This is a genomic window from Bradyrhizobium sp. 147, assembly GCF_023073935.1.
Taxonomy (GTDB): domain Bacteria; phylum Pseudomonadota; class Alphaproteobacteria; order Rhizobiales; family Xanthobacteraceae; genus Bradyrhizobium.
Genome location: NZ_JADPKL010000061.1, coordinates 47,379 through 66,381, shown reverse-complemented (window position 1 = coordinate 66,381; position 19,003 = coordinate 47,379). Strand labels below are relative to the sequence as shown.

Genomic DNA, 19,003 nt, shown 5'->3' with positions numbered 1-19,003 from the left:
AGGCTGGCGACGAGCATGGCATCCGCCAGCAACAATTCGAGAATCAGCAGCACGGCTCAGAACCGCTCGGGCCGCAGCAGCGCATAGGTGAGATAGGCCAGGAGGCCGAACGAGACGGCACCGGCGAGCGCGTAATCGAAGATCATGATCCGCTCCGTCACAGCCGTTCGCAGGTATAGGTGTAGCCGATCGCGAGCGCGAACAGGCCGAAGGCCAGCGCCAGCATCAGAATGTCCATCATGGAGATACTCCTCGTTGCGCCCTGATGTCAGGCGCAACCGCTTCTCGGGGACCCGACAAGGCTCGAAGGAAACGCAGGCGCATTTCCGCGGGGCACCGACCTGAACTTTTGACCGCGCTGAAGTGACACCAGGGGCATAGGTTTTCGAGATGAGGGCTATGGCGAAGTTATAGGAATCTCATAAAGGCTGGTGGCGGGGGCTAGCGACACACGCTTGTCGTCCCGTCGAAAGCCGATGTGGCAGGTCCGCCGCATCGCCTATGACGACGGCGAGTGGCATGTGCGCTGTCGCGCGAGCGTGAGTTACCGGACTGCTGGACGCCGCAGTCGAGGCGCGCCACGATCGGCGCGGCGCCCGCCCCGGACAAGTAGCATGCAACTACTGAAGCGCGATCCTGACGCTCGTGATCACGCTTCTGGCACGCGGCTCGGAGTCTAGAGCTTCCACACAGCGATCGACCGCGAACTGACCGTGGTTGCCTATGAGGCGAGCGACCGGGCACGCAGCGCGGTCGCGATGCCCGTTTGCGGCGGCGTATCCCGCGGAAAAGACTCGGCCGATCTGGCGCAATTTCACGGAACCGTGTAGAGCGGTTTCATGAGCACAAGCAGCGTCAACGTCGTCGCCCACCCCTTGGTCCAGCACAAGCTCTCTTTGATGCGCGAGAAGGACCGCTCGACCAAGAGCTTTCGCGAGATCCTGAACGAGATCGGGATGCTGCTCGGCTACGAGGTGACGCGCGACCTGCCGCTGGAGCTGGTGGACATCGAGACGCCGATCGCCCCGATGCAGGCGCCGAAGATCGCCGGCAAGAAGCTCACACTGGCGCCGATCCTGCGCGCGGGCGTCGGCTTCCTTGACGGCATGCTGGCGCTGATGCCCTCGGCGCGCATCGCTCATATCGGGCTGTACCGCGACCCCGAGACGTTGCAAGCCGTGGAATATTACTTCAAGGCGCCGCAGGACCTGTCCGATCGCACCGTTATCCTGATGGACCCGATGCTGGCCACCGGCAATTCGGCCTGCGCCGGCGCGTCCCTGCTCAAGGCGCGCGGTGCCAGCGACATCCGCTTCGTCTGCCTCTTGGCCGCGCCCGAGGGCATCGCGCAGTTCCAGAGCGAGCATCCCGACGTGCCGGTCTGGACCGCCGCGATCGACGAGCGGCTCAACGACCACGGCTACATCGTGCCGGGCCTGGGCGACGCCGGGGATCGGATGTTCGGCACCAAGTAGACAGCTTTGCACGATCGGGTTACTCCGATCGCCATGCTGATCGACAGATATTCGCTGCAAGCGCTGATCCCGACCGAGGCGGCCAGTCGCGTCCTCGTGTTCGATGGCACGCCGATCTCGCGTGCGGAGCTCTCAGGAAGGATCGAGCAGACCGCCGCCTGGCTCGCCGCGCAGGGCATCGGGAGGGGCGACGTCGTCGCGGTCTGGCTGGTCAACCGAATCGAATGGCTCGCACTGCTGTTCGCCGCCGCCCGCCTGGGCGCGGTCGTCGCCGCCGTCAATACGCGCTATCGCAGTGCGGAGGTCGCGCATCTGCTCCGCCTGTCCGGTGCCAAGCTGATGGTGGTCGAGGCCGCATTCCGCTCGATCGATTTTGCCGCCATTCTCGCCGATGTCGCCAAGGACGAGGTGCCCGCGCTGCAACAGCTTGCCGTGGTGGGCAAGACCGCGATCCCCGCGCAATGGCCGAGTGTGCGGTTCGACGCCTTCGACAGGTCCTATCCGCCTGCCCCGCCGGCTCAGGAGGACGTCGATCTGCCCGTCCTGCTGTACACGACGTCGGGCACGACCAAGGGCCCGAAGCTCGTCGCCCATTCGCAGCGGACGCTGGCGACGCATGCCGCGTCCGTCGCCAAGGCGCTGCAGCTTGATCCGCAGCGCCATTCGCTGCTGGCGATGCTGCCGTTATGCGGCACTTTTGGCATGACGAGCCTGCTCGGTTTCATCGCAGCGGGCGCGACCATCCATGTACTCGATGCTTTCGAGGCGGCGCCGGCCGTAAGAATCCTGGGGGAGTGCAGGATCACGCATTCATTCGGCTCGGACGAGATGTTCCGCCGCATCCTCGCGCTCACCGATGCACCACGACCGTTTCCGCATCTCGAAATCTGCGGCTTCGCCGCATTCCAGCCCGGCTGGCGCGAGCTGGCCGCGGAGGCCGAGATGCGCGGCATGCCGCTGTTCGGCTTGTACGGTTCGAGCGAGGTGCAGGCGCTGTTCTCGATCGGCCGCGGTAGCGATGCCTTCGCCGATCGCATCGAAGGCGGCGGCTGGCCGATGTCGCCGGACGCAAAAATCCGCATCCGCGATGTCGAGATCGGCGAGCTTGCGGCCCAGGGCGTCTCCGGCGAGATCGAGATCAGCGCGCCGTCGTGCTTCCTCGGCTACTTCAACAATCCCGAGGCGACGCGGGAAGCGATCACCGCCGATGGCTTCTTCCGCACCGGCGACATCGGCCGGCTGCGCGGCGATGGTTCGTTCGTCTACGAGACCCGTGCCGGCGATGCGATGCGGCTCGGCGGCTTCCTGGTCGCGCCCGGCGAGATCGAAGACGAGCTCAAATCGTGCGCCGGTGTCGCCGACGCCCAGGTGGTCGCGATCGACCTGAAGGGACAGGCCCGCTGCGTCGCCTTCGTGATCCCAGCTGGAGAGCCGCCGCGACAGGAAGCGCTGATCGCCCGTCTGCGCGAGCGGCTCGCCGGCTACAAGGTGCCGGCGCGGGTCTATGTCGTGGATGCCTTCCCCGTCACCGACAGCGCCAATGGCGTCAAGATTCAGCGCGCCCGGCTTCGTGCCATGGCCATGGAACGGATCGCCGCCGAATAGGAACAGCCTTTTGAGTTTGGGCCGGAAGAGTCGCTCAGTAAGACTTGGCGAGGCCAAGCACCTTTTCCGCGATGAAGCTGAGCGCGAGCTGCGGACTGACCGGCGCGATGCGCGGGATCAGGATCTCGCGCAAATAGCGCTCAACGTGGAATTCCTTGGCATAGCCGAAGCCGCCATGGGTCATCACCGCCTGCTCGCAAGCCGAGAAGCCTGCCTCGCCGGCGAGATACTTTGCCGCATTGGCGGCGGCGCCGCAGGGCATGCGCTTGTCGTATTGCCAGGCCGCCGACATCACCATCAACCAGGCCGCCTCGAGCTCGACCCAGTTCACCGCCAGCGGATGCTGGATGCCCTGGTTCTTGCCGATGGGCCGGTTGAACACCACACGCGTCTTGGCGTATTCGGTCGCACGCGATAGCGCGAGCTTGCCGAGACCGACCGCTTCCGCCGCGATCAGGATACGCTCCGGGTTCATGCCTTCGAGGATGTACTCGAAACCTTTGCCTTCCTCGCCGATCCGATCCTCCATCGGAATTTCAAAATCCTCGAAGAACAGCTCGTTGGAATCGACGATCTTGCGGCCCATCTTCTCGATCTCGTGGACCTTGATCTTGTTGCGGTCGAAATCGGTGTAGAACAGGCTGAGGCCGTGGGTCGGCGAGCGCACCTGTTCCAGCGGCGTGGTGCGCGCCAGCAGCAGGATCTTGTGCGCGACCTGCGCGGTCGAGATCCACACCTTCTGACCGTTGACGATGTAGCGATCGTTCTTGGCGACCGCGCGGGTCTTGAGCTGGGTGGTGTTGAGACCGGTGTTGGGCTCGGTAACTGCGAAACAGGCTTTCTCGCGACCCTCGACCATCGGCGGCAGCATGCGCTTGCGCTGCTCCTCGGTGCCGAACACGACGACGGGATTGAGTCCGAACACGTTGATATGCACCGCGGACGCGCCGGACATGCCGGCACCGGATTCCGCGATGGTGCGCATCATGATCGCGGCTTCGGTAATGCCGAGCCCGGAGCCGCCATACTCCTCCGGCACGCAGATGCCGAGCCAGCCGGCATCTGCCAGCGCCTTGTGAAAGTCGTGCGGGAAGCCGCCGTCGTGATCCTTCTTCAGCCAATAGACATCGGGAAAGCCTTCGCAGATCTTGGCGATGGCGTCGCGAATGGCTTCCTGCTGATCGGTGAGCGCGAAATCCATGTTCTTGATCTCCGTGCTAGGAGCCGCGGCGACTCACGTGCCCGATCTTCGAGCCCACCCAACCGGCGATGGAAGATTGCCGCGCCGGACCTTCCCTCGCTTGCGTTCTTTAGCTCGAAAAACTCAGTACAGATACGTGAATTTGCCTGCCAAGTGCGTGTACCATGCATAGGGTCATGCGGCGCGACGGTGCGAGCGCGTCGTTATTTCGCAAGGAGGGAAACCGCGATGGCCGGACTTTATTTCGAGGACTTCTCCGTAGGCCAAGAGTTCAGGCATCCGCTGACCCGGACCGTCACCGAGATGGACAACACCATGTTCAGCCTGCTGACGCTCAATCCGCAGCCGCTGCACATCGATGCGCATTTCGCCGAGAAGACCGAGTTCGGCCAGCGCATTTTCAACAGTCTTTACACCCTCGGTATCATGATCGGCATGACGGTCTATGATACGACTCTCGGGACCACTGTTGCCAATCTCGGCATGAACGACGTCACTTTTCCAAAGCCGGTCTTCCACGGCGACACGTTGCGGGCGACGACGAAGGTGCTTTCGTTGCGGGAATCGAAATCGCGCCCGAGGGCGGGCATCGTCGAGTTCGAGCACCACGCCCTCAACCAGAACGACGAGATCGTCGGCAAATGCCGGCGCATGGCGATGATGCACAAGAGGCCGGTCTGATGCGTTCGATGCTGTTCGTGCCGGGTGATTCCCCGCGCAAATTCGAGAAAGCGAGCGAAGGCAAGGCCGACGCGCTGATCATAGACCTCGAGGATTCCGTCGTCGCCGCGAAGAAGGAGCAGGCGCGCGGGTTGACGCTGGCGATGCTGAAGGGCTCTCGCGGCCCGCACCAGCTCTATGTCCGTGTCAACGCGCTCGACACCGGCATGGCGCTCGCCGATCTCGCCACGGTGATGCCGGGCAAGCCCGACGGCATCGTGCTGCCGAAATCGCAAGGCGGCGACGATGTGCGGCAGGTGGCGACCTGGCTCGAAGCGTTCGAGGCGGCGGCCGGCATCGCGGTCGGCGCGACGCGCATCGTCTGCGTCGCGACGGAGACCGCCGGCTCCATCTTCGGGCTTGGCAGCTACAAAGGCTGCTCCCCTCGCCTCGCTGGACTGATGTGGGGTGCCGAAGACCTCTCGGCTTCGCTCGGCGCCACCGAGAAAGCTTCGGGCGGCGTGTTCCACAGCCCCTATCGGCTCGCGCGCGATCTCTGCCTGATGGCGGCGGCCGCGGCCGAGGTTGCGCCGATCGACACCGTCTATACCGACATCGACAATCTCGCCGGCCTCGACGCCGAGACGCGCGCGGCACGACGCGACGGTTTTTCAGCCAAGGCGCTGATCCATCCCAAGCATGTCGATGTCGTCAACGCGGCCTTCGAGCCGACGGAGGCCGAACGCATATGGGCGGAGAAGGTAATCGCGGCATTCGCGAGCAATCCCAATGCCGGCACGCTGCGGCTCGACGGCCAGATGATCGACAAGCCGCATCTTCGCGCCGCGAAGAAAATCCTGGGCCTACCCTAGATCGCCGTCACTTCGGCTGGCCGCGCGGGCGACCTTCAACCTGCCGAGGTGTCGGTTGAAGCCGCGCCTCAGTCGAAGCCCTGAACGGGCGGAGCCGAGGTCTGGGCCGGCACGGCAGGCGCGGCTTGAGCCGGCGGGGTCGGGTTGCCAGCAGCGCTCGTCTGGCCATTGGTGGCGGCCATCGCCTCGCGCGTGCGCGGTGGGACGCGGGTCGCGGCCGCGCGACGTGGCGGCTGCCGGTGTCTTGCCGACGGCGAACCTCTCAGGCCCCAGGACCGGGCGATCGAAGGTCCGGCGGTATAACCAACCAGCGCTCCGGCGACGGCGCCGACCGGACCCAGTACGACCGCACCGGATAGGGCGCCGAGCGCTGCATCGCCCGCGCGCTCCTGCGCAACTGCGCTCGCCGGCACGCAAGCCAGCATCGCAATAGCGGTGATCACAGCTTTGTTCATCGGAGCGCCTCCCTCGCGGCAGATCACTCCTGCTCAAATATGGCCGTACCAAGTTCGCTTGCCGGCCAACCAAGGGCAATCGATGGAACTCGGCGTTAGCAGCTCTTGCGCCGTCAACCGGGGCTCCACGCGGGCCACTCAGCGCAACTGCTAGACGATCCTGATCGACATGTCCGGCAGACCCTCGAGCTTGCACACGAGCACGTCGCCTTTCACCACCGGGCCGACATTCTCCGGCGTGCCGGAATAGATGATGTCGCCGGCCTTCAGCTCGAACGCTTCCGACAGTTTTGCGATCTGCTCGGCGACACTCCAGATCATCTTGCTGAGATCGGAGTTCTGCCGGACGGTGCCGTTGACTGCCAGCGAGATCGCACCCTTCTCGAAATGGCCAGTCTTGCTTGCCGGGTGAATCGGACCGAGCACGGCCGCATGATCAAAGCTCTTGCCGATCTCCCAGGGCTTCTTCTCCGCGGCCATGCTGTTCTGAAGATCGCGCCGGGTCATGTCGAGCCCGAGCGCATAGCCATAGACATGGTCGAGCGCCTTCTCGACCGGAATGTTGGTGCCGCCGGATTTCAGCGCCGCAACCAGCTCGACCTCGTGATGATAGTTCTTGGTCAGCGACGGATAGGGATGATCGGCGACCTCGCCGATCGCGACGTTCTGAATCGCGTCGGTCGGCTTCTGGAAGAAGAACGGCGGCTCGCGGTTCGGATCCGAGCCGCGCTCGATCGCGTGCGCCGCGTAATTGCGCCCGATGCAGTAGATGCGGCGCACCTGAAACACCTGGGTCTCACCGACGATCGGGATCGTCACCATCGGCACTGGAAAGATCGGCTTGGGTCCGCCCTGCGCGACGGCCGGTGCGACCCCAGTCATCGAAACGGCGGTAGCCGCCGCCGCGGTTGCGAGCAAATCACGTCGCGTGGGTGAGGTCATCTCGGGTGCTCCCTTTGCCTTTGCTTGGGCAGCGTCATGCGCGCCGATCCGGCTGATAGTCGATATTCGGTGTGCCAGCAACATGGATCGGCGCGGCTTGCTGGATACCGCGCCGTGCGAACCCGCTAACGGACGAAACGGTTGCCAGCGGCGGCACTGCTTGTTTCGGGCGCGGGGGCGACTCTCACGACGGCCGTCAGCGGGGCGCCATTGCGCAGCAGGACGAGTTTGACCTCCTCGCCGATGCGCGCAAGGCCGATCGTGTTGCGGAGCTGGGCGGCGGTGCGGATCGGGCGGTCGTCGGCCCTGGTGATGATATCGCCCTTGCGCAGGCCTGCCTGTTGCGCCGGCGAATCCGCCGCAATCTCCGCAATGACGGCACCTTCGTTGAATCCCTTGTTGACTGATGGATGCAGGTCCTTCAGCGAAATGCCGATCCGGCCGCGCTCGACGCGGCCCTTGGCGACGATCTGCTCCATCACCTTCCGCGCCATGTTGACCGGAATCGCAAAGCCGATGCCGACATTGCCGCCGGCCGGCGAGATGATGGCCGAGTTGATGCCCACCAGTTCTCCGCGCAGGCTGACCAGCGCCCCGCCGGAATTGCCCGGGTTGATCGCAGCATCGGTCTGGATGAAGTCCTCATAACCCTGCTTGCCGAGTCCGGTCCGGCCCAGCGCGCTGACGAGGCCGGACGTCACGGTCTGGCCGAGGCCGAATGGGTTGCCGATCGCAAGCACGAAATCGCCGACTTCGAGCGCGTCGCTGTCGCCGAAGGAAAGCGCCTTGAGCCCGGCCGGGTTCTGGATCTGGAGCACCGCAACGTCCGTCGGCGGATCGCGGCCGATAACCTTCGCGGAGAACTGCCGGCCATCCTTGGTGGTGATCTGAACGGCGGAGGTGCCTTCGACCACGTGATTGTTGGTGAGTACGTAGCCGCGTTGGGCATCGACGATGACCCCGGAGCCGGTCGCGTTGACTTCCTTCTCGATCTGCCGGGGGACGTCGAAGAACTCGCGGAAGAGAGGGTCGCGATAGAGCGGATTGTCCTCGCGCACGCGGCCATGCACGGAGATGTTGACCACGGCCGGCGTCACCTGACGCACCAGCGGCGCCAGGGTCGGTACCGAGCCGCCCGTCTTCAGGTCCGGAATTTGGCCAGCGGCGGGCTGCGATGCCGGGAGCGTCAGCAACAGCAACGCCAGCGAAAGCAAACGCACAGCATTCATCTTCGTCACCTGCCGCCTAGCCCAGGATTTGAATGAAAGAACTTTGTGGCCTCAGTCACGCGGCGCGGCGATGAGACCGTGCATGGCCAGATAAGGAACGGCGAAGGCCGCCGAGGCCTGACCGATCAGCACGAGCGTCAGAACAGTGTGCGTGAGCATCATGCGGCTTGCCTCTCGGCGGCGGCCCAGGGCCGCCGCAACCGCATCGGGACGCCGCCCCCGCGCGGCGGGTCGTCATTGTCATTGTCGCCGTCGAGCCGGCGCAACGCCGTCAGAATATCGGCGAGCCGTACGGTGTGGCTCATGCCTGGTATCTCGCGCAGAGCGGGACAGGATTCGACCGCGTACATGTCCGAGGCCCAGGACGACAGGATGATCCGCTTCTCCGGCGTGGAGAGCTCCTCGGCATTCAGGACGTCGGCAGGCGAGTCGTAATGGGCAGCGGGATGAAACAGCGGGTTGAGAGTGCCGGCATTGGTGTTCACGTTGGTCATCGGTCCTCCCCTCATGCTCCTTTCCAAGGGACGGGTTTGTTGACGATGGACGGCGGCGCCGACCGCCGCCGTCTGCGATTGATGCTAATGAGTGTTGATCGCGATGCGCTTGACGCCTTCGCGTGCTTTTTCCGACTTCGGCAGCGACACGGTCAGGACGCCATTCTTGAACGACGCCTCGGCCTTGTCCTCCTCGACGCCCTCCAGCGGGATCTGCCGCTCGAAAGCACCGTAATAGCGCTCGGTAAAGTATCTGCCTTCGCCGTTGCGCTCGGCTTTTTTCTCGCCGCGGAGCGTCAGGACGCCATTGGCGATCTCGACCTGGACGTCCTTCTCCTCCAGTCCGGGAAGTTCGGCCGAGACGGTCAGCGTCTTGTCGGTCTCGCTGAGCTCGACCTTCGGCCAGCCGAAACGGCCCTCCATCAGCGGCGACAGGCTGGTCCCGCCGAAGCCGCGGAAGACATCGTCGAACAGACGGTTCATCTCGCGATGAAGCGTCAGGAACGGATCGAAGTTATCGCGCGCAGGCGCGAGCTCCTGGTTCCTGGACCAGGGAATGAGATCACGAAAAGCCATGGTTCTCTCCTCCATGCCTCGGGGAGCGCGGCGCGCATCCTTGCGCCGCGTTCCGCCATTCGCCCGATCGAATGCTTAGGCTGCTTTCTTCTGCTCGATCTGCGATGCCGCAGGTGTGCCGCCGTTGATCGCGATCCGGCGCGGCTTCATGGCTTCCGGAACCTCACGGACGAGGTCGATGATCAGGAGCCCGTCCTGGAAGGAGGCCTGCTTCACTTGGACATAGTCGGCGAGGTTGAACACGCGGCGGAAAGGACGCGCGGCGATGCCCTGATACAGGTACTCGCGCGGAGCGCCCTCGGGCTTTCTGCCTTCGATCGTGAGCGCGTTCTGTTCGGCCGTCACCGTGATGTCGTTGGCGCCGAAGCCCGCCACGGCAAGGCTGATCCGGTAATGATCTTCGCCGGAACGCTCGATGTTGTAGGGGGGATAATTGTCCTCCGTCGCCTGGCGCAGCGTGCTGTCGACGAGGTCGGCCAGGTGGTCGAAGCCGATGGTGGAGCGCCACAGGGGCGCGAAGTCGAAACTGGTCCTCATAACCAAGTCCTCCAAAGAGCAAGATGGATACGAAGGAGCGCAAGGCGGGGATTTCAGACGGGTCCGAAAAGACCAGCCCGGCGCCCGTGCCGGACCCGATTCTGGCATCCGGCACACCGCTCTCGCGGCGAAAAACGACTTAGAAAAACCGATATCAATTTCAAGGGGGCTGCCACAAATTTTTTGTGCCCCCACCCTGGTTGATGCTCGGCTGACGCCCGCCCCTCCCTGCCCGAGACCACCGGCGGCGGGCGGCCCGGAAGCCCTCGGGATCGATCGCAGGGTAGAATAGAGATAAATTGCCGAACTAGGCAAAGACCAGGGTTGCCTCATGCATCCGGACCGGCAACGCATGACGAAGCACCGGGCCGCATACGACAGCCGGGGATCCCGAACGCACCCAACCGGTCACGCAGCGGGATGCGCGCTGACGATTGCGCTGCTCGTGGCCGCAACGATGTGCGCGGGGCGCGCCGGTGACGGGCCCCTCGTGGCGACGGAATTGAAGGCGATCGGAACGGTCGATATACGCTTTCAGTCCTACAACATCGAAATGGTGGAGGTGACCGGCGGACGGTTCTGGAAGCCCTATCCGCGAACGGCACGGGCCTTCGACCAGCGGGATCGTTACAGCGCAAGGCCGCCGATCGATCTGACCAATGCACGCCTGCGCCTGCTCGCCGCCGCCTTGTCCCCGGCCTATCTGCGCGTGAGCGGCACCTGGGCCAATGCGACGTTCTTGGCCGACGCGCCGGGAAAGCCGCCGCCGGGGTTCAACTCCGTACTCAGCCACGACCAGTGGCGCGGCGTCGTCGAGTTCGCGCGCGCGGTCGATGCCGAGATCGTCACCTCGTTTGCGATCAGTCCCGGCAGCCGCGATGCCGATGGCGTGTGGAAACCGGATCAGGCGCAGCAGCTCGTCGACACCACGCGCACGCTGGGCGGCCGCATCGCCGCCGCCGAATTCATGAATGAGCCGACGCTCGCAGCGACCAACGGCGCACCGGCCGGCTATGACGCGACCGCCTATGGCCGCGACTTCAAGATCTTCCGCGACTGGGTGCGGCGCGACGCGCCTGAGACGTTGATCCTCGGGCCAGGCTCGGTTGGCGACGCGCCATCGCCATCCGGGGCGGGCATCGCCACGCGCGATCTGCTCGCTGCATCCGGCGCCGGCGTCGATCGCTTCTCCTATCATCATTACAACACGATCTCGCCGCGCTGCGGCGGGCACGATGATCCGGCGCAGGCGCTCTCGGAGGGATGGCTGGCACGCACGGATGCGACACGCGCGACCTACCAGGCGCTGCGCGACACATTCGAGCCGGGCAAGCCGATCTGGCTGACTGAGACGGCTGATGCGGCTTGCGGCGGCAGCCGATGGGACCGGACCTTTCTCGACACGTTCCGCTATCTCGACCAGCTCGGACGCCTGGCGAAGGCCGGCGTCCAGGTGGTGATGCACAACACCCTCGCTGCCAGCGACTACGGTCTGCTCGACGAAGCCACGTTCCGGCCACGGCCGAGTTACTGGGCTGCGCTGCTCTGGCGCCGGTTGATGGGACCGATCGTGCTCGATGCAGACAGGGCCGCTTCACCAGATCTTCATCTCTACGCCCATTGCCATCCGACCATGGCAGGTGCGGTGTCGCTGCTCGCAATCAACACGTCGCGCCGCGCATCGCGCCCGCTGACGCTCTCGGACTCAGCCGAACAGTACGCACTGCATGCGGCGCGGTTGCAAGGCACGATTGTGCAGCTGAACGAGAAGACGCTCGCGCTGACTGCCGATGGCAGATTGCCCCGGCTTGAGGCGCACGCAACACCGGCAGGAGCAATCCGGCTCGCGCCGGCGACCATCACCTTCCTGGTGTTTCCGAACGCGGCAAATCCCGCCTGCTCGCCGCGACGATGAGGCGGCCGAGCCGGCCGCCATAGTGCCCGATGGTCGCGCCGCCGATCAGCCGCGCCGTGAAGCCGACCGCATAGGTCGAGAACACCGCGAGCGTGCCAACATGCGTCGTCGTCGAGTTCTCCGCTGGCGCAGAGACCCTGTCGCTGCCGTGCCCTGCCCGTCGATTCCGGTGCTCATCATGGCCAAATCGCGCTGGAATGAGCACCGATGCTCCAAACTCATGTCCTGCACGGACCCTGACTGCCAAATCCGGCCTCGCATTCGCCATTGACAAATTCATTCGCTATTATCTAACTTGCAGCCACAAGACCAGCCGCGCCAAGCGGCCAATAAGCGAGGGAACGACGATGAGAGGGCTTTTGGCTTACGCCATGCTCGCGGCCATGACGTCTGCTGCTACTGCACAAGTCTCGGACGACGCGGTCCGGATCGGCGTGCTGACGGACCTGTCGAGCTGGGGCCGCGACAACAGCGGACCTGGCTCGGTCGAAGCCGCCAAGATGGCGGTGGAGGAATTCGGGCCGACCGTGCTCGGCAAGCCGGTCGAGATCATCAGCGCCGACCACCAGATGAAGACCGACGTCGGCGTGCAGATCGTGCGCGGCTGGTTCGACAACGGCAAGGTCGACGCCGTCGTCGACATCCCCAATTCCGGCATCGCCATTGCCGTTCACAACATGGTGCGCGAACGCAACAAGATCGCTCTGCTCTCCGGCCCCGGCGCGAGCTCGCTGACCGACGAGCTGTGCAGCCCCAACACCGTGCATTTCACCTACGACACCTACGCGCTGTCGAAGGTGACGGCTTCCGCCGTGATCAAGGAAGGCGGCAAGTCCTGGTATTTCATCACCGCTGACTACGCCTTCGGCCAGCAGCTCGAGAAGGACGCAACCCGCTTCATCAACGAGATGGGCGGTAAGGTGCTCGGCGGCGTCAAGCACCCGACCAATACGGCCGACTTCTCCTCCTTCGCGCTCCAGGCCCAGAGCTCGAAGTCCGACGTGGTCGCGTTCGCCAATGCCGGCCAGGATACCGACAACGCCATCAAGCAGTCGGGCGAATTCGGGCTGGTGCAGGGCGGCCAGAAGCTGGTCGGCCTGTTGATGTTCGACACCGACGTGCACGCGATCGGCCTCAAGGCCGCGCAGGGCACCTATATGACCACGGCCTCATACTGGGCCATGGACGAGGCGACCCGGGCCTGGTCGAAGAAGTTCTACGAGCGCACCAAGGTGATGCCGACCATGATCCAGACCGGCGTCTACGGCTCGGTGTTGCATTATCTCAAAGCCATCAAAGCCGCCGGAACAGACGATTCCGCCAAGGTCATGGCCAAGATGCGCGAACTGCCGATCGAGGATACATTCGTCCATGGCGGACGCTTGCGCGAGGACGGTCGCGTCATCCGCGACATGTATCTCGCCAAGGTGAAGTCGCCCGAGCAGTCCAAAGAGCCGTGGGATTATCTGGACATCGTCAAGACCATGAAGGGCGAGGAAGCCTTCCGCCCGGTCTCCGAGTCCAAATGTCCGCTCCTGAAGAAGTGAGATCCAGATGACCGGCAGCGACCAAAGCACAATTGAGACTTACGAGTGCGATGTGCTCGTGGCCGGATCGGGCGCCTCCGGCATGTCGGCGGCAATCACCGCGCGTTATCGCGGCCTCGACGTGCTCATTGTCGAGAAGGAGCCGCGCTTCGGCGGCACCACCGCCCGCTCCGGCGGCTGGCTCTGGATTCCCGGCACCTCGCTCGCCAGGGCTTACGGCATCGAGGAGACGCCGGAGCAGGCCCGCACCTATCTTCGCCACGAAGCCGGCAACAATTACGACGCCGCGCGGGTCGATGCATTCCTCAGCGCCGGCCCCGAAGCGGTCGATTTCTTCACCACCAAGACCGCGCTGCGCTTTGACATGCCGCTGGTGTTTCCCGACTACCATGCCGAGGCGCCCGGCGGTGCGCAGGGCGGCCGCTCGATGGTAACGCGCCCATTCGACGGCCGCGAGCTCGGCGACCTCATCAAGACTCTCGGCATGCCCCTGCCCGAACTGACCGTGTTCGGCATGATGCTCGGCTCCGGCAAGGAGATCATCCACTTCATGCGCGTGACGAAGTCGCTGACCTCGGCGGCCTATGTCGCCAAGCGCCTGTCACGTCATCTGATGGACGTGCTGCACTACGGCCGCGGCATGACGCTCACCAACGGCAATGCGCTCGCAGGACGGCTGGCGAAATCTGCGCTCGACCTGAAGATTCCGATGTGGCTGTCCTCGCCGGTGCGCGAGCTCTCGGTCGAGAACGGTGCCGTGACCGGCGCAATCGTTTCGCGCGAGGGACGCGATGTGCGCGTCCGTGCGCGCCAGGGCGTCGTGCTCGCCTGCGGTGGCTTTCCGCACGATGTCGAGCGGCGCAGAAAGATGTTTCCACATGCGCCGACGGGCAATGAGCACTATTCGCCGGGACCGACCGGCAACATTGGTGACGGCCTACGTCTTGCGGAAAGTGCCGGCGGGCATGTCGAGGATCGCCTGCCGAACGCGGCCGCCTGGGTGCCGGTGTCGCTGACCACGCGCAAGGACGGCTCGAAGGGCGTGATGCCGCATTTCATCGACCGCGCCAAGCCCGGCGTGATCGCCGTGATGCGCGACGGCAAGCGCTTTACCAATGAGGGCAATTCCTATCACGACTTCGTCCAGGCCATGATCAAGGCCGCCAAGCCCGGCGAGGAGATCGCGGCGTTTCTGGTCTGCGATCACAAGACGCTACGCAAATACGGCCTCGGCTGCGTGCCGCCTTTCCCGATGCCGCTCGGCCATCACCTCAAGACCGGCTACCTCATGCGTGGCGACACGCTGGAAGCGCTCGCGGCGAAGGCCGGGATCGATGCCAAGGCGTTCACCGAGACCGTCAAGCAATTCAATGCGACCGCGCCACAGGGCCAGGATGCCGCCTTCGGCAAGGGCTCGAAGGCTTATAATCGCTACCAGGGCGATGCGCTGCACGGCCCGAATCCCTGCGTCGCGCCGATCGAGCACGGCCCGTTTTACGCCATCAAGATGGTGATCGGCGATCTCGGCACCTATGCCGGCATTGTCACCGACGAGAACGCGCGCGCGCTCGACGCCGAAGGTCGGGTGATTCCGGGGCTCTATGCCGCCGGCAACGACATGGCGAGCATCATGGGCGGCAACTATCCCGGCGCCGGCATCACGCTTGGGCCGGCGCTGACCTTCGGCTACATTGCCGGACGACACCTTGCCGACAGCGCCGCCAAGCGCAAGGCGGCGTAAGCGGACGCACGTCAGGAGGCGCATGAAGAGGGCAAGCCGCGGCATCCAGTCGATCGAGGTCGGCGGAGAACTGCTCCGCGCGCTCGCAAGGAGCGGCGAGCCGATGATGCTGCGCGATCTCGCCCGCGAAGCCGGCATGACGCCGGCCAAGGCGCATCCCTATCTCGCCAGCTTCTCGCGCATTGGATTGATCGAGCAGGACGAGACCACCGGCCGCTACGAGATCGGCGCGCTGGCGCTGGAGCTCGGCCTGATCAGCCTGCGCCGCCTCTCCGGTGTGCGCATCGCACGTCCCAGGATCGCGGCCCTCGCAAGCCAGATCGGCCACGCGGTCTCGCTCGCGGTCTGGGGCACGCACGGTCCCACCGTGGTGCAACTGGAAGAGCCGGCCCAGCCGGTCCACATCGTGATGCGGGCCGGCTCGGTGATGGCGCTGCTGGAGACCGCGACCGGCCGCGCCTTCGCGGCCTTCCTGCCGGAGAAGACGATCAGTGCCGCGCTGGAGAGCGGCCTCGACCGCCACGGCGTCGGCTACAATCCCAAGCGCGCGGTGAAAGGCGCGAAGGCCGCGGAGATGCTCACGGAGGTTCGCAAGCATGGCCTCGCCCGCGCGCTCGGCGATCCTCTGCCCGGCGTCAATGCGTTCGCAGCACCGGTCTTCGATCATTCCGGCCACGTCGCGCTCGTCATCACCGCGATGGGCCCGGAGGGCACCTTTGATGCGCGCTGGGACAGCCCGATCGGGCATGCGCTGCGCGACTGCGCCGGCGGCATCTCGAAGCGGCTCGGACACAGGATGACGGTTGCGGCGGAGTAAGAGGCAAACCGCCGCCTCACAACTGCTGTCATGCCCCGCGAAGGGGGGATGGATTCACCGGCCGGGCGATGACAGCGCATGTGGGACGACTTTCCAGCCCTACTTCTCCTTCACCGGCACCGTGTAGTTCAGGATCAGCCGGCCGCCATCCGGATAGATCGTCTGCCCGGTGATGTAGGAGGCATCGTCACTGGCCAGGAACGCCACGACCGAGGCGACCTCGCTCGGCTCGCCGCCGCGCCCGGCCGGCGTGCGCGATAGCACGGTCTTGCGCGCATCCTCGGACGTATAAATCGCCGAAGCCACCATGTCGGTCAGGATCGTGCCGGGCCCGACCGCGACGACGCGGATGTTGTGCGGGGCGAGCGCGACGGCGGCGACCGAGGTGAGCTGCTTCATGCCGCCCTTGGAGATGGCGTAGGTCGCGAGCGTCGGAATTGCCAGCAGCGCGTTCACCGAGGACATGTTGATGATGACCCCGCCGCCGCCCTGCGCGATCATCTGCTTCGCCGCCGCCTGCACGCCGAAGAACGCGCCTTTCAGATTGATGGCGATGACCTCGTCGAAATCCTGCTCTGAGATATCGAGAAGGTCCTGATTGCGGGCCACGCCGGCATTGTTGACCATGATGTCGAGCCGGCCGAATTCCTTGGCAGCAATTGCGACAAGATGATTCACGTCCGTGCGCGCGGCGACATTGGCGACCACGGTGCGCAAGGCATCCGGCCGTCCGAGCTCGGCCGCCGTGGCGGCCAAGCCGTCAGCATCGACATCCGAGATGACGACCTTGACGCCGTCGTCCAGGAATCTCTTCGCGCAAGCCTTGCCGATGCCGCGCGCCGTGCCGGTAATGGCGGCGACCTTGCCGGATAGCTTCATGGGTTCACTCCAGGACTTGTGACGATCTCAAGGACACGTTCACGCAAAGACGCGCGGGCGCAGTCCAGCATGAAACCAGGTGATCATGGAATAGATGTCATAGACCGGCAACCCGACCTCGGCCTGGAGCGCTGCGGCGTAAGGCGGCATGTTGGTGCATTCGAGCACGATGGCGCCGACCTCCGGATTCTTCGCGACGAGCTGCTTGCCGGCTTCGACCACGTCGCGCTCGGCTTGCGCCACGTCCATATCGTCCTTCTCGGCCTTGATCAGGACGCGAAAAAACTCCTTGCCGTTTTCGGTGCCGACCAGCGGCGTATCGAGCGGCACGCCGGCACCTTCGAGATGGGCGGGCGAGAGCGTCGAGGCCGACACCGTGACGAGACCGACGCGCTTGCCGGGTGGCAAGGTCGCCTGCACCCACGGCACCTGCATCAGCGACGAGGTCGCAACCGGCACGCCGACGGCGGCCGCGATTTCCTTCTGGAACAACGAGAGGAAGCCGCAATTGGTGGTGATGGCTTCGGCCCCGAGCAGCACCAGGTCTTTCGCGGCATCGACGAAATCGGGCAGCAGGCCGGCTGCGCCCTTCAGCACCACATTCTCCGGCGAAGCGCCACTCACCACGCGATAAAGCACGGGGAACGGCCAGGTCGTGCCGTTGCCCATGTCGCCGGGGATGCGCGGAAAGCGCGCTTCCAGCATCAAAATACCGAGCGGCGCGCCATAGATGGCCTTGCCGCCACGGGCAATGCGGGAGGACGAATCGGCTGGAGGATTCATGGTGCGATCTCAGAGGAAACGATCGGGTGCGAACTGCGCCAGCGGAATCTCAGGCTGCTTGCCGCTGAGGAGCTGCGCGACCAGACGGCCGGTACGCGCCGAGCCGACCAGGCCGATGTGGCCATGGCCGAACGCATAGACGATATCGCGTGAGGCCCGCGCATGGCCGATGCAGGGCCGTCCATCCGGCATGCTCGGACGATGACCGAACCAGGTCTTGACGCGCGAGGCTGGCATGTCCTTCGGCAGCTTGGGGAACATGCTGATGAGGTGGTTGCGCAGGATTTCGGCTCGCTTCCAGTTTGGCGCGGCTTCGAGGCCGGCGATCTCGACCGTGCCGGCAGCGCGCAGGCCCCTGTCGGTCCAGTTCACCACCATCTTGGCATCGGACGCCATCATCGAGCTGCGCGGCCCCGATTCCGGGTTCTCGATTATGACGTGATAGCCGCGTTCGGTCTCGAGCGGCAGCGGATCGCCGACCGACGCAGTAAGTTGCTTCGAGCGGGCGCCCGCCGCCACCACTGCGGCATCGCACGCGATCTCGCCGGTCTCGGTGACGACGGCGACGAGCTTGTCGCCGGAGAGTTTTAGCCCTGTCGCCTTGGCGCGCACGTGCTTCGCACCGCTGGCGAGCGCGTGATTGGCGAGTGCTGCGACATAGGCGCCGGGATTGCGGCAGCGGCCGGCCTCCTCCACCACCACGCCAAAGGTGTAGCGCGGATGCAGGTCCGGCTCGCGCTGGCGCATCTCGTCGGCGTTGAGCTCGAGCCATTCGACACCGACGCGCTTGCGCAGGCGCCAGCCGAGATCGCTGTCGAAATTGCCGCGCGACGGGAACACATGCATCACGCCGTTGCGCTCGATCAGTTCAGGCACGCCCGCTTCTTCCGCGAGCTTTTTGTGCAAGAGCGGTGCGTCCTTCAAGAGGTCGCGCAGCGCAAAGGCGGTCTTCTCGACCCGCGTCTCGGTCCAGCCCGAGAGCAGATATTTGATCAGCCAGGGCAGCGCTTTCGGCAGATAAGACCACCGGATCGCGAGCGGCCCGAGCGGATCCATCAGATAACCCGGTACCTTCTTCCAGACGCCCGGCTCGGCCGGCGGGATCACCGAATGCGAGGACAGCCAGCCGGCATTGCCATAGCTCGCCGCCTGCTCGCCACCGGGCTCGCCCGGGTCGATCAGCGTGACGCGATGGCCCTCGCGCAGCGCCTCGATGGCGCTGATCACGCCGATCGCGCCGGCACCGATGATTGCGACGTGGCGGCCGGTCGCCAT

20 protein-coding genes are annotated in these 19,003 nt (G+C 65.0%); 8 read left to right on the top strand and 12 right to left on the bottom strand.

Annotated elements, in window-relative coordinates; genetic code table 11:
• Positions 1–56: 56 nt before the first annotated feature.
• On the bottom strand, positions 57–146 hold the full coding sequence (locus IVA87_RS13615) for a K(+)-transporting ATPase subunit F (RefSeq protein WP_049823729.1): 90 nt from the start codon (positions 144–146) through the stop codon (positions 57–59).
• 693 nt (positions 147–839) lie between these two features.
• Here IVA87_RS13615 and upp point away from each other — a divergent pair.
• Positions 840–1,475, top strand: a complete 636-nt coding sequence (gene upp / locus IVA87_RS13610) for a uracil phosphoribosyltransferase (RefSeq protein WP_247333863.1) — start codon at positions 840–842, stop codon at positions 1,473–1,475.
• Positions 1,476–1,508: 33 nt separating this feature from the next.
• The gene (locus IVA87_RS13605; protein ID WP_247333862.1) at positions 1,509–3,080 is read left to right on the top strand and encodes an AMP-binding protein; all 1,572 of its coding nucleotides are present in this window, start codon (positions 1,509–1,511) and stop codon (positions 3,078–3,080) included.
• 34 nt (positions 3,081–3,114) lie between these two features.
• Here the strand turns inward: IVA87_RS13605 and IVA87_RS13600 are convergent, their stop codons facing one another.
• Positions 3,115–4,281 carry an acyl-CoA dehydrogenase family protein gene (locus IVA87_RS13600; protein WP_247333861.1) on the bottom strand — a complete coding sequence of 389 codons (1,167 nt, stop codon included), beginning with the start codon at positions 4,279–4,281 and terminating at the stop codon, positions 3,115–3,117.
• A gap of 228 nt (positions 4,282–4,509) precedes the next feature.
• On the opposite strand from IVA87_RS13600, the gene IVA87_RS13595 reads away from it, so the two are divergent.
• Both IVA87_RS13595 and IVA87_RS13590 read left to right on the top strand, forming a co-directional pair.
• Positions 4,510–4,962, top strand: coding sequence for a MaoC family dehydratase (locus IVA87_RS13595; RefSeq protein WP_247333860.1), 453 nt, complete (start codon positions 4,510–4,512; stop codon positions 4,960–4,962).
• Positions 4,962–5,813, top strand: a complete 852-nt coding sequence (locus tag IVA87_RS13590; RefSeq protein ID WP_247333859.1) for a CoA ester lyase — start codon at positions 4,962–4,964, stop codon at positions 5,811–5,813. Before IVA87_RS13595 ends, IVA87_RS13590 begins: the two co-directional genes overlap by 1 nt.
• 68 nt (positions 5,814–5,881) lie before the next feature.
• Here IVA87_RS13590 and IVA87_RS13585 read toward each other — a convergent pair whose 3' ends face one another.
• The 6 genes from IVA87_RS13585 to IVA87_RS13560 form a co-directional block, all read right to left on the bottom strand.
• Positions 5,882–6,268, bottom strand: coding sequence for a hypothetical protein (locus IVA87_RS13585; protein WP_247333858.1), 387 nt, complete (start codon positions 6,266–6,268; stop codon positions 5,882–5,884).
• Between the two features lie 150 nt (positions 6,269–6,418).
• The gene (locus IVA87_RS13580; protein ID WP_247333857.1) at positions 6,419–7,210 is read right to left on the bottom strand and encodes a fumarylacetoacetate hydrolase family protein; all 792 of its coding nucleotides are present in this window, start codon (positions 7,208–7,210) and stop codon (positions 6,419–6,421) included.
• 125 nt (positions 7,211–7,335) lie between these two features.
• A complete protein-coding gene (locus tag IVA87_RS13575; protein ID WP_247333856.1) occupies positions 7,336–8,439 on the bottom strand; it encodes a trypsin-like peptidase domain-containing protein in 1,104 nt (367 codons plus the stop codon).
• Positions 8,440–8,597: 158 nt separating this feature from the next.
• Complete coding sequence (locus tag IVA87_RS13570; protein ID WP_247295898.1) at positions 8,598–8,933, bottom strand: hypothetical protein; 336 nt, start codon at positions 8,931–8,933, stop codon at positions 8,598–8,600.
• A gap of 84 nt (positions 8,934–9,017) precedes the next feature.
• Positions 9,018–9,509, bottom strand: a complete 492-nt coding sequence (locus tag IVA87_RS13565) for an Hsp20/alpha crystallin family protein (protein ID WP_247278318.1) — start codon at positions 9,507–9,509, stop codon at positions 9,018–9,020.
• A 75-nt stretch (positions 9,510–9,584) separates the two neighbouring features.
• A complete protein-coding gene (locus IVA87_RS13560) occupies positions 9,585–10,046 on the bottom strand; it encodes an Hsp20 family protein (protein ID WP_247278317.1) in 462 nt (153 codons plus the stop codon).
• 490 nt (positions 10,047–10,536) lie between these two features.
• Between IVA87_RS13560 and IVA87_RS13555 the strand changes: the two genes are divergently transcribed.
• Positions 10,537–11,961 carry a hypothetical protein gene (locus IVA87_RS13555; protein WP_247333855.1) on the top strand — a complete coding sequence of 475 codons (1,425 nt, stop codon included), beginning with the start codon at positions 10,537–10,539 and terminating at the stop codon, positions 11,959–11,961.
• Here IVA87_RS13555 and IVA87_RS13550 read toward each other — a convergent pair.
• Positions 11,906–12,166, bottom strand: coding sequence for a hypothetical protein (locus IVA87_RS13550; protein ID WP_247333913.1), 261 nt, complete (start codon positions 12,164–12,166; stop codon positions 11,906–11,908). The two genes, IVA87_RS13555 and IVA87_RS13550, sit on opposite strands and share 56 nt — an antisense overlap.
• A 142-nt stretch (positions 12,167–12,308) precedes the next feature.
• On the opposite strand from IVA87_RS13550, the gene IVA87_RS13545 reads away from it, so the two are divergent.
• Genes IVA87_RS13545 through IVA87_RS13535 form a run of 3 tightly spaced genes read left to right on the top strand, consistent with a single transcriptional unit; the run spans position 12,309 to position 16,066 of the window.
• Positions 12,309–13,508, top strand: coding sequence for an ABC transporter substrate-binding protein (locus IVA87_RS13545; protein WP_247333853.1), 1,200 nt, complete (start codon positions 12,309–12,311; stop codon positions 13,506–13,508).
• A 7-nt stretch (positions 13,509–13,515) separates the two neighbouring features.
• The gene (locus IVA87_RS13540) at positions 13,516–15,249 is read left to right on the top strand and encodes an FAD-dependent oxidoreductase (protein WP_247333852.1); all 1,734 of its coding nucleotides are present in this window, start codon (positions 13,516–13,518) and stop codon (positions 15,247–15,249) included.
• Between the two features lie 22 nt (positions 15,250–15,271).
• On the top strand, positions 15,272–16,066 hold the full coding sequence (locus IVA87_RS13535; RefSeq protein ID WP_247333851.1) for an IclR family transcriptional regulator: 795 nt from the start codon (positions 15,272–15,274) through the stop codon (positions 16,064–16,066).
• Between the two features lie 99 nt (positions 16,067–16,165).
• On the opposite strand, the gene IVA87_RS13530 is transcribed toward IVA87_RS13535, so the two are convergent.
• From IVA87_RS13530 to IVA87_RS13520, 3 genes are read right to left on the bottom strand one after another with little or no spacing between them, the layout of a single operon-like run.
• Positions 16,166–16,945, bottom strand: coding sequence for an SDR family oxidoreductase (locus IVA87_RS13530; protein ID WP_247333850.1), 780 nt, complete (start codon positions 16,943–16,945; stop codon positions 16,166–16,168).
• A 39-nt stretch (positions 16,946–16,984) separates the two neighbouring features.
• A complete protein-coding gene (locus IVA87_RS13525) occupies positions 16,985–17,728 on the bottom strand; it encodes an aspartate/glutamate racemase family protein (protein ID WP_247333849.1) in 744 nt (247 codons plus the stop codon).
• A 9-nt stretch (positions 17,729–17,737) separates the two neighbouring features.
• Entirely contained in the window at positions 17,738–19,003 is a 1,266-nt protein-coding gene (locus tag IVA87_RS13520; protein ID WP_247333848.1) for an FAD-dependent oxidoreductase, read from the bottom strand.